This window comes from Sphingopyxis sp., assembly GCF_025869345.1.
GTDB lineage: Bacteria > Pseudomonadota > Alphaproteobacteria > Sphingomonadales > Sphingomonadaceae > Sphingopyxis.
The window spans coordinates 1-17,331 of sequence record NZ_JAOZVW010000014.1 but is presented as its reverse complement, the minus strand read 5'-3'; the positions used below and the strand labels follow the sequence as shown (position 1 = coordinate 17,331).

Here is a 17,331-nt window from a genome sequence, read left to right as displayed (position 1 = left end):
GTCCCGCTCAGCGACGCTTGAAAAGCGGGACCCCGGATCAAGTCCGGGGTGACCAGGAAGTGTTGCAATTTGCGCCATTCGCCGTTAGGGGCCACCGCTTCGCGGTCCCTTGGCGGGGAAGCATCGACTCACGCGGCTGGTCGGAAACCAGCGGCACAGGAGCTAGACATGAAAAAAGACATTCACCCCGATTATCACATGATCACGGTCAAGATGACCGACGGCACCGAATATCAGACGCGTTCGACCTGGGGCAAAGAGGGCGACGTGATGACGCTCGAAATCGACCCGACCGCGCACCCGGCGTGGACCGGCGGCCAGGGCCGTATGCTCGACGCGGGCGGCCAGGTTGCCAAGTTCAACAAGCGTTTCGGCGGGCTGACGCTCAAGCGCTAAGGGACTTTATCCCCTCCTCTGAAGAGGAGGGGCTTTAAGATGCCAGAACCTTTGCAAGCGCGCTTTGCCAGCCGGCAAGGCGCGTTTTGCGTTTGCCGGCGTCCAGCGCGGGCGTGAAGCGCGTCGCGGTGCCGCGCATCGCGGCGGCGGCGCTCGCAAGATCGGGGTAAAGGCCCGCGCCGGTCGCGGCGAGCATCGCGGCGCCGAGCGCGGTGCTTTCGACGAAATCGGGGCGCTCCACGACGATCTCCAGCATGTCGGCGAGATCCTGCGCCATCCAGTCGTTCGCCGCCATGCCGCCGTCGATGCGCAGCTCGGCCCAGTCGACCCCGTCGGCGGCGAAGGCCGATTTGAGGTCGTGCGCCTGATAGGCCTGCGCCTCGAGCGCCGCGCGCGCGACATGCGCCTTGGTGCTGGCGAAACTCAGCCCCGACAGCGCCGCGAGCGCATCGGGCCGCCAGTGCGGCGCGCCGAGCCCGGCGAGGGCGGGGACCAGATAGACGCCGCCAGTATCGGTGACCGAACGCGCGAGTCCCTCGCTCTCGCCCGCGCTCGCGAGCAGGCCGAGCCCGTCGCGCAGCCATTTGATCAGGCTGCCCGCGACGAACACGGATCCTTCGAGCGCATAAGAGCGGACGTCGCCTTCCTGCACCAGCACCGTCGCGAGCAGGCGGTTGTTCGAGATGGGCCGCGCGGTGCCGCTCGCCGACAGGATGAAGGCGCCGGTGCCGAAGGTCGCCTTGGTCTGTCCCGGCGACAGGCACGCCTGGCCGATCGTCGCCGCCTGCTGGTCGCCCGCCATGCCCGATATCGGGATCGGGCCGCCGAACAGCGCGGGGTCGGTCGTCCCGACGGTGGTGGTGCAGCCGGTGATTTCGGGGAGCAGGGCGGTGGGCACGCCGAGCAGATCGCACAATTCTTCGTCCCAGCCTCCGGCGCCGTTGATATCCATCAGCAGCGTGCGCGAGGCGTTGCTGGCATCGGTGACATGCACGCCGCCGGTCAGGCGATAGGCGAGATAGGATTCGATCGTCCCGACCGCGAGCCGGTCGCCCGCCTCGCGAAGCTGCGGCCAATGGTGGAGCGCCCAACCGATCTTGGTGCCGGAAAAATAGGGATCGAGCAGCAGGCCGGTCTTTGCCTGCGCCCGCGGTTCATGCCCCGCTTCCTTCAGCGCGGCGCAGTCGGCGGCCGAGCGGCGATCCTGCCAGACGATCGCGGGGGCGAGCGGTTCGCCGGTCGCGCGATCCCAGAAGACGACGGTCTCGCGCTGGTTGGTGATCCCGATCGCCGCGACCGCGTCCGCGCCGCCTGCCTGTTCGATCATCTCGCGCGTGCAGGCGAGGGTGGCGTTCCAGATTTCGGCGGCGTCATGCTCGACGAGGCCCGGCGCGGGATAATGCTGCCGAAACTCGCGCTGCGCGCTGCCGAGCGGCGTGCCGTCGGCGGCGAACAGCATCGTGCGGGTCGAGGTGGTGCCCTCGTCGATGACGATGATCTTTTCGGCCAAAACACATCCTCCCTCTTTGCGGTGGAGCCTGCCAAAGGCGGTGGAGTAGGACAAGGGTTCACGCGGAGACGCGGAGACGCGGAGAAAAAGATATTCGCGCAGAGGACGCAGAGGAGAAAGAAAAAGGGCGGCGAAGCCGCCATCCTATTTCTTTCTTCTCCGCGCCTCCGCGCCTCCGCGTGAACAAATCTCTGCGATCTGTACGCTTCGGCGCGAATCCCATTTCCCCCTTCCCGCGATACCCAAGCAATAATCTTGCAATCTCGCGCAACTCATGCCATATGTTGTGCAGCGCAGCATGGCGGGCTTCCCCGCCGTAACCCCCGGCAGCGTGATTTTCCCGACCATTTCAGGCGCGGGCGAGCCGGACCGGCGCTTTGTCCCCAGAGGCACCCTTTCACGCGGGTCGTTTCGAACCCGCGGCCGTGCGCCGTCCGTTCGATGCGAACGGATGCGCCTGCGCGTCGCCCTATGTGAGTATTTTATGACGAGTTTCAATGACTTTGGCCTGCACGCCGACATCAATCGCGCGCTCGCCGCCAAGGATTACACCACCCCGACCCCGATTCAGGTGCAGGCGATTCCGCCGCTGATGAAGGGCCGCGACCTGTGCGGCATCGCGCAGACCGGTACCGGCAAGACCGCGGGCTTTTCGCTGCCCTCGATCCATCACCTGCTGACCTATCCGCATCGCGCGACGCCGCGCGGCTGCCGGATGCTCGTGCTCGCGCCGACCCGCGAACTCGCCGCGCAGATCGCGCAGAGCTGCCGCGACTATGGCCGCTTCACCAAGCTCAGCATCTCGACCGTTTTCGGCGGCGTGCCGATCAACAAGCAGATTCGCGACCTGTCGCAGGGCGTCGACATTCTCGTCGCCACGCCCGGCCGCCTGCTCGACCTGATCGACCAGCGCGCGCTGCGCCTCGACGATGTCGAGATCTTCGTTCTCGACGAGGCCGACCAGATGATGGACATGGGCTTCATCCATTCGCTCCGCCGCATCGCCAAGCTGCTGCCGTCGCGCCGCCAAAACCTCTTCTTCTCGGCGACGATGCCCAAGGAGATCGCCGGTCTCGCCGACCAGTTCCTCAACGATCCGGTCACCGTGTCGGTCGCGCCGCAGGCGACGACCGCCGAAAAGGTCCGCCAGCAGATCAGCTTCGTCGAGCAGAAGGAGAAGCAGGCGCTGCTCCACCATGTGCTGAAGACCGAGGAGATCGATCGCGCGCTGATCTTCACGCGCACCAAGCATGGCGCCGACCGCGTCGTCCGCCACCTCGCGGGCGCGGGCATCCAAGCTTATGCGATCCACGGCAACAAGAGTCAGGCGCAGCGCACCACCGCGCTCCAGGCCTTTCGCTCGGGGCAGGTGCGCCTGCTCGTCGCGACCGACATCGCGGCGCGCGGGATCGACGTGTCGGGCGTGTCGCACGTGATCAACTTCGAGATTCCGAATGTTCCCGAGCAATATGTCCACCGCATCGGCCGCACCGCGCGCGCGGGTGCAGAGGGCATTGCGATCAGCTTCGTCGCCCCCGACGAGAAAGCCTATCTGCGCGATATCGAACGCGTGACGCGCACCCGCGCCGAGCCGGTGAAGCTGCCCGACGGCTTCAACGAAATGGTGCGCAACCTGCCCAAGCCGGTGCAGGCGCCGCGCAACACCGGCGGCAAGGGTCGCGATCCGCAGCGCCAGCGCGAGGATGCGCAGCGCCGGAGCGGCGAGAAGCCGAACCGCGGCCCGCGCCGTGAAGCGCCGGCGGGCGAAGGCGCGCAGCCGCAGCGCAAGCGCCGCTTCCGTCCGCGCCGCGGCGGCGTCGGCGCGCACAAGGGGGCGGTGACGCGCGTCGGTTGACGTCGCGCCCCGGTCCGCTAGGGTCTCCCTCGCTCTGAGGGGGGCCCGATGCCGACGATCGACGAAGATGATTTCGAACCGCTGCCGCCGCGGCGGCCGCTGATCCGGCGCAAGCGGGTGCTGATCCCGCTGGCGCTGCTGCTCGCGATCGTCGCGATCTTCCTGGCGCTGCGCACGCCCGATACCGACCGCGACGCGATGATCGCCAAATATGGCGGTCCGGACGCGGCCTTCGCGGCCGGGCCGGCGGGGCAGCATATCCATTACCGCGATCAGGGGCGCCGCGACGGGCCGGTCATCGTGTTGCTCCACGGCGCCAATTCCAGCCTTCAGACGTGGGAGCCGCTGGTGAAGCGGCTCGGCGCCACCTGGCGCATCGTGACGCTCGACCTGCCCGGACACGGGCTGACCGGCGGTACGCCCGACAAGGATTACAGCGCCGACGGGATGATCGCGGCGGTCGATGTCGTCGCGGCGAAGCTGGGCCTCGACCATTTCATCCTCGGCGGCAATTCGATGGGCGGCTGGGTCGCGTGGCGCTACACGCTCGACCGGCCCGACCGGGTCGATGCGCTGCTGCTGCTCGACGCGGGCGGAATGCCGCTGCGCAAGGGTGAGAAAGCGCCCGAATCGAACATCGGCTTTCGCATCCTGCAATATCCGTTCGGGCGCTGGCTGGCGACGCAGATCACCCCGCGCTCGCTGGTCGCGCAATCGCTGCGCGGTTCGGTCGCGCGGCAGGACATCGTCGACGACGCGATGATCGACCGTTACTGGGAGTTGCTGCGCTTTCCGGGCAATCGCGAGGCGACGGCGCTCCGCGCGCGGATCGACCGCGAGCCCGCGATGGCGGGCCGGATCGGCGAGATCAAGGCACCGACGCTGATCCTGTTCGGCAAAGAGGACCGGCTGATCAATCCGACCGCGGCCCAGACCTTCCACGAGCGCATCGCGGGGTCGGAGGTCGTGCTGTTCGATGGCATCGGCCACCTGCCGATGGAGGAAGCCCCCGGCGCGACCGCGAAAGCAATCGCCGATTTCCTTACGCGGCGGCTCGCGCCGCAGGCGGTGCCTGCTCCAGAAAGCCACTGATCCGCGCGGCGATGGCCGCGGCGTGCGTGAAGGGGAAGAGGTGCGATCCCGGCACCACCTCCAGCACCGCGCCGTCGATCAGCTCGGCGATCGCCTGTCCGTGGCACGCGGGCACGACGCCATCGCGCTCGCCCATCAGGATCAGCGTCGGCATATCGCGGAGGTGCGGCAGCATCGCGGCGCTCGTCCAGCCCGCCATCGCCATCGCCTGCCACGCCAGGCCGAGCGGGGTCGCGGTCGGCAACTTCAATCCGCTGGCGAGCATGTCGTCGTCGAGCAGCGCCGCCCAGCCGATGCCGGGCGCGCCGACCGTCGGCGTCGTCGCCATCAGCACCAGCCGCCGCACGCGCCCCGGAAACTGCACCGCGATCTGTTGGGCGAGCGCGCCGCCCCAGCTGAATCCCGCGACGTCGAGCGCGGCATGGCCGAAGCGGCCCGCGATCTCCATCACCGTCGCCGCCATCGTCGGCGCACTATAGGGGAGCAGCGCGTCGGGCGAGCCGCCGACGCCGGGCATGTCGAGCGTCCACACCTCGCGGCCCCGGATCTGCGCGAGCAACGGCGCGGCGGCGGCGATGTCGGCACCGATACCGTTGAGGAACAGCAGCGGCGTGCCGGGCGCACCCTCATGCCAGCGCGCGACGCGCAGGCTGAGACCATAGACATGTTCGGTGCTGATCGAGGGGCGGCCGCTGATCCTGCTCATGGCATCGGCTTTGGCACAGCTTGATGACGGGTGAAAGGCCGTGCGTCGCTATGCCTGCGGCTGGGCCGCGGCTTTGGCGGCCTGTTCATAGCGCAGGCAGTCGAAAATCTTCGCGCCGGCGAGGAACACCGAGCCGCTGCACGCCACCATCAGCAGATAGCCGCCGAAACCGGGAAATTGATGCAGATAGGCCGTGCCGCGCGCCATCGCGCCCATCGCGAGCGCATAGACGATCAGGCACGCCTCGAAGCGGGTCTTGATGACGAACAGGCGTCCGATCTTTTTCAGCATCATCCCCATCCAAGCAAGCGCCGTGCCAGCGGCGCAAATCGGGGATTCGACGCGGCGGGCAGATGGTAAATTGTAAATTAACCCGACAGCGAAGGGAAGGGCGGGTGCTATCTCCCGCCGAAAAAAGCGCGCCGGATACATCGACGGGGCAATGGTCAGCGCCGTCCGTAATCGATCCTGATCCGCACCCAGCTCCCCACCAATACGCGTCCGCCGACCCGCGGCGGCCGCACCTTGAACTGCCACGCCGCGGCGAGCACCGCGCGATTGATCTGCGATCCATAGGGATATTCGTCGAGCCCGACGCAATCCTCGACGCGATAATCGGGCGCCGTGCGGCAGGCGATCAGGCCCCAGCCGGGGCCGCTGGCGGTGGACAGATAGCCGCGCAGTTCGTCATCGCTCGGCTCGCGATACCAGCTCGCGGCATAGAGCGGCTCGCCATTGGGCGCGGTTCCCACCCGCTCGGAGTCGCGGGAGGCGGGGGAGCCGCCGGTGTCGGGCGGCCCATATACCCGCCCGTTCGACGGGCGAAGGACGCTCGACGGGGCGGGCGGCGATGGCGGCACCGCCAGCGGCGGCGCGGCTGGCGGCGTAATGGGCGGCGGGGGCAGCGGTTCGGGCGGTTTCGGCGGCAGCGGCTTTTCGGGGGCTGGCTGCGATTTATCCTTCGTCCGCTCGGGCTTCGATTGGCTCGGTTCGGGCGATTCTTTCCCGGCCTCGGCGGCGCTCAGGCTCACCACGGTGACGCGGTCCTGCTTGGTGCCGGGCGGCTTTCCCGGGCCAAAGGAGAAGAGCATGACCAGCAGCAGCGCCGTGATCAGCACGGCCAGGCTTATGGCAAGCGTGCGGCGCCCAGGCCCGATGCTGAGCTGTTCGACGTAGGGAGTGGCTGGAACAGGGTTCAGCTGAAGCAATCTTTGGTCGCGGCGTCCGCTGGTTGATATGTGCCCCCGGGCTGTCGATGCGACGGATAGGAGGGCGCTGGACCTTTGACAAGGGCGGATGCCCGCGGTTGCCGCACCTTCGCAGCGCCGATGGTTGCATTTTTGCGCACCCGCAGTTGACGTGAACGTCAACTGCGGCCTACCGAAGCGCTATGCCGGGCCTGACCCCGGCACGAGGAGAGAGATGATGGAGGCTTTGCCGATGGCTGAAGATCCGACCAACGAACCTGTTGTTTCGCTCGATCCCGCCTGGCCCGCCATCTCGATCGCCGAGGCGAACGCCCTGCTGACCGCGCCGGGTGCGAAGTTCGAAATGGACCGTGCCGTCATCGGCGGCGTTTCGACGCGGATATGGAAGAATGCGCCGCCCGATCTCGGCGCGCTTCTCGACCTCTCGCGCACGCACGGCGACCGGCTGTTCACGATCCTCGACGACGAGCGCGTCAGCTTCGAGGCGAACTGGCGCGCGACCGCCACCCTTGCGCGCGCGTTGCGGGCGATGGGCGTGGGCAAGGGCGACCGGGTCGCCTTCGCGATGCGCAACCTTCCCGAATGGCCGATGATCTTTTTCGCGATCGTGACGATCGGCGCGATCGCGGTGCCGCTCAATGCGTGGTGGACCGGCGCCGAGCTGGCCTATGGCATCCGCGATTCGGGTGCGAAGCTGCTCATCGTCGATGCCGAGCGTCATGCGCGCATCCACGAGCATCTGGAAACGATGAACGCGGTCGAACATCTGATCGTGGCGCGCGCCGATGCGCCGGTCGCGGGCGCGATCGCGCTCGAAGACATCGTCGGCACGCCGCACGACTGGAGCGGGCTGCCCGATGAGGACCGGCCGCAGGTCGCGATCGAGAGCGACGATGAAGCGACGATCTTCTATACCAGCGGCACCACGGGCAACCCCAAGGGCGCGCTCGGCACGCATCGCAATCTCGTGACCAATATCCTGTCGGGCGGATTTTCGGCGGCGCGCAGCTATCTGCGTCGCGGCGAGCCGGTGCCCGATCCGGCGCCGCGCACGCTGCTGACCGTCATTCCGATGTTCCATGTCACCGCCTGTTCGGCGATGCTGATGGGGGCGATGGCGGCGGGCCACACCACCATCTTCATGCGCAAATGGGATGCGGTGCGCGCGATGGAGATCATCGAGCGCGAGAAGGTCAATATGACCGGCGGCGTTCCGACGATCGCGTGGCAGCTGATCGAACATCCCGATCGCGGCCGATACGACCTCTCTTCGCTGGAGGCGATCTCCTATGGCGGCGCGCCGTCGGCGCCCGAACTGGTGAAGCGCATCTATGAAGAATTCGGCGCGCTGCCCGGGAACGGCTGGGGGATGACCGAAACGACGGCGACGGTCACCTCGCACGGGGCGGAAGATTATCTCGCCCGCCCGACCAGCGCCGGGCCGCCGGTCGCGGTCGCCGACCTCGAAATCCGCGCCGACGATGGCGTCACGGCGCTGCCCGTGGGAACGGTCGGCGAACTGTGGGCGCGCGGCCCGATGATCGTGAAGGGCTATTGGAACAAGCCCGAGGCGACGGCCGAGACTTTCGTCGAGGGCTGGGTGCGCACCGGCGACCTCGCGCGGCTCGACGCGGAGGGCTTTGTCTATATCGTCGACCGCGCGAAGGACATGGTGCTGCGCGGCGGCGAGAATATCTATTCGTCCGAGGTCGAAAACATCCTCTACGAGCATCCGGCGGTGACCGACGCCGCGGTCATCGGCATCCCGCACCGGACGCTGGGCGAGGAGCCGGTCGCGGTCGTCCATCTTGCGCCGGGCGCGTCGGCGACCGAGGCCGAACTGCAAGCCTGGGTCCGTGCGCGCCTTGCCGCCTTCAAGGTTCCGGTCGCGATCCGCTTTGCGGCCGACATGCTGCCGCGTAACGCCAACGGCAAAATCCTGAAGAAGGATTTGAAGGCCTTGTTCGAAGTGTAGCGGAGAAAAGCCCCGGGAGTTCATCTTCGCCCCAGAGGTGAGATGATCGACGGTCCGAAAAATCATACGCAAACACTATGCGTGCCGGGATTTCGCGCTCTCGAATTCAAACGCGGACCCCGCCTATCTGAGCCTCCTGCAGACGACTCGCCTATTCCGTGGCCCGCGTCTTGCTGGAGCAACATCATGCAGGATCTGATCTGGATCGGCATCACCCTCGCTCTCCTCGCCGCGAGCCTTGGCTATGCGCGGCTGTGCGACGACGCATAGGGATTGTGCCCATGTCCCCCGACCTCTGGCTTGCGGGCCTCACCGCGCTCGGCCTCCTTTTCTATCTCGTCGCCGTGCTTGCGCGGCCCGAACGCTTTTAGGGGAGGCGCGCCATGACCTTTCAGGGATGGCTGCTGGTCGCCGCGTTCACCGGTGTCCTGCTTTTGCTCGCAAAGCCGATGGGCCTGTGGCTCTTCGCGCTCTACGAAGGGCGGCGGACGCCGCTGCACCCTTTGCTCGGCCCGGTCGAGAGGGGTTTTTACCGTCTGTCGGGCATCGACCCGGCCGAGGAACAGGGCTGGCGCCGCTATACGGTCCATATGCTGATCTTCAACGCGGCGCTGCTGCTCTTCACCTATGCGGTGCTGCGTTTGCAGGGCATGCTGCCGCTCAATCCGCTCGGTTTCGGCGGGACGAGCGCGGACCTGGCTTTCAACACGGCGATCAGCTTCACCGCCAACACCAATTGGCAAAGCTATGGCGGCGAATCGACGATGTCGAACCTCAGCCAGATGCTGGGACTGACCATCCACAACTTCCTGTCGGCGGCGACCGGCATCGCACTCGCTTTCGCGCTGTTCCGCGGTTTCGCGCGGCGCGAGATGAAGACGATCGGCAATTTCTGGGCCGATATGACGCGCGTGACGCTCTATCTGCTGCTGCCGATATGCGTGGTGATCGCGGTCTTCTATATCGCGAGCGGGGTGCCGCAGACGCTTGCGGGTTCGGTCGATGTGACGACGCTGGAAGGCGTGAAGCAGACACTCGCGCTCGGTCCCGTGGCGTCGCAGGAAGCGATCAAGCTGCTCGGCACCAACGGCGGCGGCTTCTTCAATGCCAACAGCGCGCATCCGTTCGAAAATCCGACCGCGCTGACCAATTTCGTCCAGATGCTGTCGATCTTCGTGATCGGCACCGGGCTCACCTATTGCTTCGGCAAGGCGGTGGGCGATACGCGTCAGGGCTGGGCGATCCTGTCGGCGATGATGCTCCTGTTCCTCGCAGGCGCCGCGATCACCTATTGGCAGGAAGCCGCCGGCAATCCCGTCCTGCACCAGCTTGGCGTCGCGGGCGGCAATATGGAAGGCAAGGAGGTGCGCTTCGGCATCGCGCAGTCGGCGCTGTTCGCGGTCGTCACGACGGCGGCTTCGTGCGGCGCGGTCAATGCGATGCACGACAGCTTCACCGCGCTCGGCGGGATGATCCCGCTGTTCAACATGCAGCTGGGCGAAGTCGTCGTCGGCGGCGTCGGCGCGGGCATCTATGGCTTCCTGCTGTTCGCGATCCTCGCCATTTTCGTGGCCGGGCTGATGGTCGGGCGCACCCCCGAATGTGCCGGCAAGAAGATCGAGGCGCGCGAGGTCAAGCTTGCGGTGCTGGCGATCGCGGTGCTGCCGCTCGTCATCCTTGGCTTCACCGCCATCGCGTCGGTGACCGGGGCAGGGCTCGCGGGGCCGCTCAACAGGGGGCCGCACGGTTTTTCGGAGATTCTCTACGCCTTCACCAGCGCGGCTGCGAACAACGGGTCGGCCTTTGCCGGGCTCAGCGCCAACACGCCTTTCTATAACGGCATGCTCGGCGTCGCGATGTGGATTGGCCGTTTCTTCATCATCGTGCCGATGCTGGCGATCGCGGGCGGCCTCGCGGAAAAGAAATATACGCCGCCGACCGCAGGCAGCTTCCCGACCACCGGGCCGCTGTGGATCGGCCTGCTGATCGGCATCGTGGCTATCGTCGGCGGGCTGACTTTCCTGCCCAGTCTCGCGCTCGGCCCGATCGCCGATCATCTCGCGATGATGGGTGGCCAGCTTTTCTAAGGATATTTCCATGGCTCGGTCCGAAACCAGGTCTTTATTCACGGCCGGCTTGATCGTCGCGGCGATCGGCGATGCCTTCCGCAAGCTCGATCCCAGGGAGCTGATTCGCAACCCGGTGATGTTCACCACCGCGGTCGTTGCGCTGCTGCTCACGGTGCTGCTCGTCGCCGGGCAGGACAGACTTGCTGTGGGCTTCAAGCTGCAGCTCGTGCTCTGGCTCTGGCTCACCGTCCTCTTCGGCACCTTCGCCGAAGCGCTCGCCGAAGGGCGCGGCAAGGCGCAGGCCGCATCGCTGCGCGCGACCAAGGCCGACCTGACCGCCAAGCGGCTGAGGGGTGACGGTCCGTCGTGGGACGATGTCCCCGCCAGCGCGCTCAGGGTGGGCGATGTGGTGCTTGTCGAAACGGGCGACCTCATCCCTTCTGACGGCGAGGTCGTCGCGGGCGTCGCGTCGGTCAACGAGGCCGCGATCACCGGCGAAAGCGCGCCGGTGATCCGCGAGGCAGGCGGCGACCGTAGCGCGGTGACCGCGGGCACGCGCGTCATCTCCGACGCGATTCGCGTCCGCGTGACCGTGGGGCCCGGACAGGGTTTCCTCGACCGGATGATCGCGCTCGTCGAAGGCGCCGAGCGCCAGAAGACCCCGAACGAGATTGCGCTGACGCTGCTGCTGGTCGGGCTGACGATCATTTTCCTGATCGCGGTCGGCACCATTCCCGCCTTCGCTTCCTATGCCGGCGGCGCGATCCCCGTCGCGATTCTGGCCGCGCTGCTGATCACGCTGATCCCGACGACGATCGCCGCGCTGCTTTCGGCGATCGGTATCGCGGGTATGGACCGGCTGGTGCGCTTCAACATACTCGCCAAGTCGGGCCGCGCGGTCGAGGCGGCGGGCGACGTCGATGTGTTGCTGCTCGACAAGACCGGCACGATCACCGTGGGAGACCGGCAGGCGAGCGAGTTCCGCGCCGTGGGCGGCCATTCGGCGGCGCAGCTTGCCGAGGCGGCGCTGCTCGCGAGTCTTGCCGACGAAACCCCCGAGGGCCGCTCGATCGTGGTGCTGGCGCGCGAAGCTTTCGGGCAGACGGCGGCGCTGCCGGCAGGGGCCGAGGTCATCGCCTTCACCGCGCAGACGCGCCTGTCGGGTGTCCGGATCGGTGACGGCGTGATCCAGAAGGGCGCGGTGGACTCGATCCTGCGCGCCAATCCCGGAGCGGGGGCGACGGCCGCCGCGACCGAATTGCGCCGCATCACCGACGAGATCGCGCGCGCCGGAGGAACGCCGCTGGCAGTTGCGAAGAACGGACAATTGCTCGGCGCGATCTTTCTGAAGGACATCGTCAAGGCGGGCATCCGCGACCGCTTCGGCGAGCTGCGCGCGATGGGCATCCGCACGGTGATGATCACCGGCGACAATCCGCTCACCGCCGCGGCGATCGCTGCCGAGGCCGGGGTCGACGATTTCCTCGCGCAGGCGACCCCCGAGGACAAGCTCGAACTGATCCGCAAGGAACAGGCGGGCGGGCGACTCGTCGCAATGTGCGGCGACGGGACCAACGACGCGCCGGCGCTGGCGCAGGCCGACGTCGGGGTCGCGATGAACACCGGCACGCAGGCGGCGCGCGAGGCGGGCAATATGGTCGACCTCGACAGCGACCCGACCAAGCTGATCGAGGTCGTCGGATTGGGCAAGCAATTGCTCATGACGCGCGGCGCGCTCACCACCTTTTCGGTCGCCAACGATGTCGCCAAATATTTCGCGATCATTCCCGCGATGTTCGTCGCGCTCTATCCGGGGCTTGGCGTGCTCAATGTCATGGGGCTGGCCACCCCCGAAAGCGCGATCCTGTCGGCGATCATCTTCAACGCGCTGATCATTCCGCTCCTCGTACCGCTTGCGCTCAAGGGCGTGACCTATCGCCCGATGGGGGCGGGGCCGCTGCTCGCGCGCAACCTCGCCGTCTATGGCCTCGGCGGCCTCGTCGCGCCCTTCATCGGCATCAAGCTTATCGACCTGGCCGTCGGCGGCCTCGGTCTCGCCTGAGGAAACACGCATGGACAAGGATATCATCAGCTCGCTGCGTCCCGCGTTCGTCATGACGTTGCTTTTCGCGGCGCTGCTCGGGCTCGTCTATCCGCTCGCGATGACGGGGATCGGACAGGCGCTCTTTCCGGTTCAGGCAAACGGCAGCCTCGTGCGCGACAACGGCAGGGTCGTCGGTTCGACCGTGGTTGGGCAGGCGTTCGCCAGCGACCGCTATTTCCACAGCCGGCCCTCGGCGGCGGGCGACGGATATGACGGGCTTGCCTCGTCGGGGTCGAATCTCGGCCCGACGTCGCGGGTGTTGGCTGAGCGCGTGAAGGCGGATGTCGCGCGGCTTTCCGGAACGGCGCCAGGGCCGAACGTCCCGCCTGACCTGGTGACGACCTCCGCCTCGGGGCTCGATCCCCATATCAGTCCCGAGGCGGCCTTTTATCAGGTCGACCGTGTCGCGCGCGTGCGTTCGCTCGATCCGGCGAGCGTGCGCAGGATCGTCGAGCAGGCAATCGAGACGCCGCTGCTTGGTTTTCTCGGCGAGCCGCGGGTCAATCTGTTCAAGCTCAATCGACGACTCGATGCACTTGGGGCTAAACCTGCCGCGTGACCGAAAAGGATCGACCACCACCCGAGGCCTTTCTGCGCCAGGCGGCGCAGGAAGGCCGCGGTCGTCTCAAGCTGTTTCTCGGTGCCGCACCCGGCGTCGGCAAGACATGGGAAATGCTGACCGATGGCCGCCGTCGCCGCGAATCCGGGGTGGATGTGGTGATCGGCGTCGTCGAAACGCATGGCCGCCGCGAGACCGAGGCGCTGGTCCACGGCTATGAGATCGTCCCGCGGCGCGCGGTCGATCATCCGGGGCACAGCCTTGGCGAGATGGACATCGACGCGATCCTCGAACGGCGGCCGCAGCTCGTCCTCGTCGACGAGCTGGCGCACACCAACGCGCCGGGCAGCCGGCATCCCAAGCGCTATCAGGATATCGAGGAACTGCTGGACGCCGGGATCGATGTCTATTCCACGATCAACATCCAGCATGTCGAGAGTCTCAACGACGTCGTCGCCTCCTTCACGCGCGTTCGCGTCCGCGAGACGGTGCCCGATACCATATTGGAAAATGCCGAGATCGAAGTCGTCGATATCCCGCCCGACGAGCTGATCGAGCGGCTGCGCGACGGAAAGGTTTATATTCCGCAGGAGGCATCGCGTGCGCTGACACACTTCTTTTCCAAATCGAACCTCACCGCGCTGCGCGAACTGGCGCTGCGCCGGGCGGCGCAGGCCGTCGATGTGCAGATGCTGGACCATGTCCGCAGCCACGCGCTGGCGGGCAGCTTCGCGGCCGGCGAGCGCATCGTCGTGGCGGTGAGCGAGCTTCCCGTGGCGGCCGGGCTCGTCCGCGCGGGCAAGCGGCTTGCCGATGCGCTCAAGGCGCCCTGGACGGCGGTCTATATCGAAACGCGGCGGAGCCGGGCGATGTCCGATGAGGATCGCAGGCAGCTTGCCGATACGCTGGCGCTCGCCTCGCGGCTCGGCGCCTCGACCGCGACCGTTCCGGCCGCGAGCGTCGCCGAGGGGCTGCGCGCCTTCGCGGCGGACGCGCGCGCGACGCAGATCGTCATCGGAAAGTCGACCCGGTCCTGGTGGTTCGAGATGCGCCACGGCTCGATCGTCGATCAACTCGTCCGGACGATCGACGATGTCGCGGTCCATGTCCTGCCCGGCGAAGTCGACAAGCCGACAGGCCAGCGCAGCGCTGCGGCTCAGCCCGGGCGCTGGGGCAAGCCGTCGCACTATGCCGTGTCGCTCGCAATGGTCGCCGCGATGACCGCACTCGGCCGCCTGCTGCTCGAAGCCATTGATCTCGGCAATATTGCGCTTCTCTATCTGGTCCCCGTCATGTTCGCGGCCGCGACCTTCGGGCTGCGCGCGGGGTTGTTTGCCGGGCTCGCGTCGAGCCTCGCCTATAATTTCTTTTTCCTGCCGCCGACCGGCACGCTGACGGTCAACAATCCCGAAAATGTCATCAGCATTCTCGTGCTGCTCGGGGTTGCGATCGTGACCAGCCAGTTCGCGGCGCGGGTGCGGGCGCAGGCGGACCTGGCGCAATCGAGCGCGCGCCAGAATGCCGCGCTCGCCAGCTTCTCGCGCCAGTTGACCGCGGCGTCCGATCAGGACGCGCTGATGCAGGCGATCTGTGCCGAGGTCGGACGGTTGCTCGACGTTCGTGCGGTGCTGCTATTGCCGTCCGCCGACGGGCCGATGCTGCGCGCCGCGGTGCCACCCGAGGACCGGCTCGAACAGATCGAGCGCGCCGCGGCGCAATGGGCGATCGACAATGCGCAGCCTGCCGGGCGCGGCTCGGCCACGCTCACCGCCTCGGACTGGCTGTTTCATCCGCTGCGCACTACCCGCGGCGTGCTCGGCGTGCTCGGGCTGACGCGCGACGACGCGGGCGAGCCGGTGCGGTCCGATCAGGTGCCGCTGCTGATGAGTCTGCTCGATCAGGCCTCGATCGCACTCGACCGCATGGAGCTCGAGGAGGCATCGCTGCACGCGCGGCAGGTCGACGAGCGGGATCGGCTGCGATCGGCCCTGCTGTCGTCGGTGAGCCATGATCTCCGCACGCCGCTCACCACGATATTGTCGGCGGCGCAGGAGATGCGGCGCCATCCGTCGGCCGAAATGGCCGAAGCGATCGAGGCCGAAGCGCTGCGCCTCAACCGCTTCGTCTCGAATCTCCTCGACATGGTGCGGGTCGAGGCCGGCGCCCTGCCGATGAAAGTGGAAGCGACGGAATTATTCGATGCCGCGGCAAGCGCGGCGCACGATACCCGCGCGTCGCTTGCAGGGCACGACGTTCTGATCGACATCGCGTCCAGCATTCCGCTCGTGCGGGTCGATCCGGTTCTGCTCCATCACTGTCTGATCAATCTGCTCGACAATGCCGGGCGATACGCCGATCCCGGCACCCCTATCGCCATCCGCGCGAACTGCACCGCCGAGGCCATTCTGCTCTCGGTGATCGATCAGGGGCCGGGCATCGCGCCGGGCAGCGAAAAGCGCGTCTTCGAAACCTTCACGCGGCTCGAGGGAAGCGATCGCGCGAAACATGGCACCGGCCTCGGGCTGGCGATCGTCAAGGGTTTTGCCGAGGCGATGGGGCTGACGGTCGAGGCGGGGAACAACAGCGAGCCGCATGGCGCCCGCTTCACCATCCGTATCCCGGAGGCGCTGATCGCCACCGATCTGAGTGACAAGGATATCCCATGAAGGTGCGCCACAAAGTTCTGATCGTCGATGACGAACTTCATATCCGCCGCCTGATTCGCGCGGCGCTGGAACGCGCCGATTATGCGATCGTCGAAGCCGGAAATGCGCGCGCGGCGATCGAGCAACTCCGCGAAGAGCGGCCCGACATCACCTTGCTCGATCTCGGTTTGCCCGATCGCGACGGGCTGGAACTGGTTCCGCTTTTCAAGCAGACATCGGAAACGACCCTGATCGTCGTGTCGGCGCGTGAGGCGACCGAGGAGAAGGTGGCGGCGCTCGATCTGGGCGCCGACGATTATCTGACCAAGCCGTTCGACACCGACGAACTGCTCGCGCGGGTGCGCGTCGCGCTGCGCAATCGCCTGATGCGCGACGGCGGCAATCTTGTCGTGACGGTGGGCGACGTCCGGCTGGACATGGTCGCGCGCACGGTGACGAAGGGCGGCAGCGAGGTTCATCTGACGCCCAAGGAATATGCGGTGCTCGCGCAGCTCGCCCGCTTTCCCGGACGCGTGATCACGCACAAGCAGATCATGGCCGAGGTGTGGCCGCGCGAGCATGAGCATCATGTCGAATATCTGCGCGTGCTCATCCGCACGCTGCGCCAGAAGCTGGAGGCCGATCCGCAGCAGCCGCAGATCATCAGCAACGAACTCGGGATCGGTTATCGCCTGCGACCCGGAGCCGAGAAGATGGGGGATGAAGGGGAATAGGCCTGGTGCCGCGCTGATCGGGCCGGTGCCGGCGCGCGATCATATGCAATCTCAACGCGGCATCGCATTTCCCGGTCTCGAAATTCTACGCCGTCCAGCATAGTTGAATAACCTCCGTTGGAGGTTCCCATGAGGAAATGGCAAGAAACGCTAGCGGCGAATCTGGGCCTGCGGATCGGCGGCCTTGCGCTGCTCGTCATTGGCTGGCTGGCCGCCGTCCGGCTGCATGGCCTTGCGCTGGCGGCGCCCGCGCGCGATGCGACGTCGTTCATGATGCTGCTCGCGGCGGCGGCCTTCCTCTGCGAAAGCGCGGGCAGCGCCCTGCTGTTCGTCGGCCCCGGACTCTGGGAGGCCGCCGAGGTTTCCGAACGCTGGCGACGCCCGCCCGATCAGGGCCGTTGATGGTGAGCGATCAGGAAGGAAAATGGCTCCCCGGGTAGGATTCGAACCTACGACCGATCGATTAACAGTCGATTGC

The 17,331-nt window shown here is 66.9% G+C and carries 15 protein-coding genes; 11 read left to right on the top strand and 4 right to left on the bottom strand.

Annotation, left to right across the window (positions count from 1 at the left end):
* The first annotated feature begins 168 nt into the window (after positions 1-168).
* Positions 169-396, top strand: a complete 228-nt coding sequence (gene rpmE, locus OJI97_RS01105; protein WP_257548458.1) for a 50S ribosomal protein L31 — start codon at positions 169-171, stop codon at positions 394-396.
* 34 nt (positions 397-430) lie between these two features.
* Here rpmE and OJI97_RS01100 read toward each other — a convergent pair whose 3' ends face one another.
* Positions 431-1,906 carry a glycerol kinase gene (locus OJI97_RS01100; protein ID WP_297660082.1) on the bottom strand — a complete coding sequence of 492 codons (1,476 nt, stop codon included), beginning with the start codon at positions 1,904-1,906 and terminating at the stop codon, positions 431-433.
* A gap of 484 nt (positions 1,907-2,390) precedes the next feature.
* Between OJI97_RS01100 and OJI97_RS01095 the strand changes: the two genes are divergently transcribed.
* Together OJI97_RS01095 and OJI97_RS01090 are read left to right on the top strand one after the other, a co-directional pair.
* Positions 2,391-3,761, top strand: a complete 1,371-nt coding sequence (locus OJI97_RS01095; protein ID WP_297660080.1) for a DEAD/DEAH box helicase — start codon at positions 2,391-2,393, stop codon at positions 3,759-3,761.
* Positions 3,762-3,809: 48 nt separating this feature from the next.
* Positions 3,810-4,853: an alpha/beta hydrolase gene (locus OJI97_RS01090; RefSeq protein WP_297660078.1), complete on the top strand. Its 1,044-nt coding sequence runs from the start codon at positions 3,810-3,812 to the stop codon at positions 4,851-4,853.
* On the opposite strand, the gene OJI97_RS01085 is transcribed toward OJI97_RS01090, so the two are convergent.
* From OJI97_RS01085 to OJI97_RS01075, 3 genes are all read right to left on the bottom strand, one after another.
* On the bottom strand, positions 4,804-5,559 hold the full coding sequence (locus OJI97_RS01085) for an alpha/beta hydrolase (RefSeq protein ID WP_297660075.1): 756 nt from the start codon (positions 5,557-5,559) through the stop codon (positions 4,804-4,806). The two genes, OJI97_RS01090 and OJI97_RS01085, sit on opposite strands and share 50 nt — an antisense overlap.
* A gap of 48 nt (positions 5,560-5,607) precedes the next feature.
* Positions 5,608-5,850, bottom strand: a complete 243-nt coding sequence (locus OJI97_RS01080; protein ID WP_297660072.1) for a hypothetical protein — start codon at positions 5,848-5,850, stop codon at positions 5,608-5,610.
* 155 nt (positions 5,851-6,005) lie between these two features.
* Positions 6,006-6,677, bottom strand: a complete 672-nt coding sequence (locus tag OJI97_RS01075; RefSeq protein ID WP_297660069.1) for a hypothetical protein — start codon at positions 6,675-6,677, stop codon at positions 6,006-6,008.
* Between the two features lie 322 nt (positions 6,678-6,999).
* Here OJI97_RS01075 and OJI97_RS01070 point away from each other — a divergent pair, with 322 nt between their 5' ends.
* The 8 genes from OJI97_RS01070 to OJI97_RS01035 all read left to right on the top strand — a co-directional run bounded on the left by OJI97_RS01070 (position 7,000) and on the right by OJI97_RS01035 (position 17,255).
* The gene (locus tag OJI97_RS01070; RefSeq protein ID WP_297660066.1) at positions 7,000-8,742 is read left to right on the top strand and encodes a class I adenylate-forming enzyme family protein; all 1,743 of its coding nucleotides are present in this window, start codon (positions 7,000-7,002) and stop codon (positions 8,740-8,742) included.
* A 281-nt stretch (positions 8,743-9,023) separates the two neighbouring features.
* Complete coding sequence (locus OJI97_RS01065) at positions 9,024-9,113, top strand: potassium-transporting ATPase subunit F (protein ID WP_297660064.1); 90 nt, start codon at positions 9,024-9,026, stop codon at positions 9,111-9,113.
* 12 nt (positions 9,114-9,125) lie between these two features.
* The gene (gene kdpA, locus OJI97_RS01060; protein ID WP_297660061.1) at positions 9,126-10,829 is read left to right on the top strand and encodes a potassium-transporting ATPase subunit KdpA; all 1,704 of its coding nucleotides are present in this window, start codon (positions 9,126-9,128) and stop codon (positions 10,827-10,829) included.
* Between the two features lie 10 nt (positions 10,830-10,839).
* Complete coding sequence (gene kdpB / locus OJI97_RS01055; RefSeq protein ID WP_297660058.1) at positions 10,840-12,873, top strand: potassium-transporting ATPase subunit KdpB; 2,034 nt, start codon at positions 10,840-10,842, stop codon at positions 12,871-12,873.
* Between the two features lie 10 nt (positions 12,874-12,883).
* A complete protein-coding gene (kdpC, locus tag OJI97_RS01050; protein ID WP_297660055.1) occupies positions 12,884-13,474 on the top strand; it encodes a potassium-transporting ATPase subunit KdpC in 591 nt (196 codons plus the stop codon).
* On the top strand, positions 13,471-16,140 hold the full coding sequence (locus OJI97_RS01045) for a sensor histidine kinase KdpD (protein WP_297660053.1): 2,670 nt from the start codon (positions 13,471-13,473) through the stop codon (positions 16,138-16,140). The genes kdpC and OJI97_RS01045 overlap by 4 nt, the downstream gene beginning before the upstream one ends.
* On the top strand, positions 16,137-16,853 hold the full coding sequence (locus tag OJI97_RS01040; protein WP_297660049.1) for a response regulator transcription factor: 717 nt from the start codon (positions 16,137-16,139) through the stop codon (positions 16,851-16,853). Before OJI97_RS01045 ends, OJI97_RS01040 begins: the two co-directional genes overlap by 4 nt.
* Before the next feature lie 129 nt (positions 16,854-16,982).
* Positions 16,983-17,255, top strand: coding sequence for a hypothetical protein (locus tag OJI97_RS01035; protein WP_297660046.1), 273 nt, complete (start codon positions 16,983-16,985; stop codon positions 17,253-17,255).
* Positions 17,256-17,331: the final 76 nt, after the last annotated feature.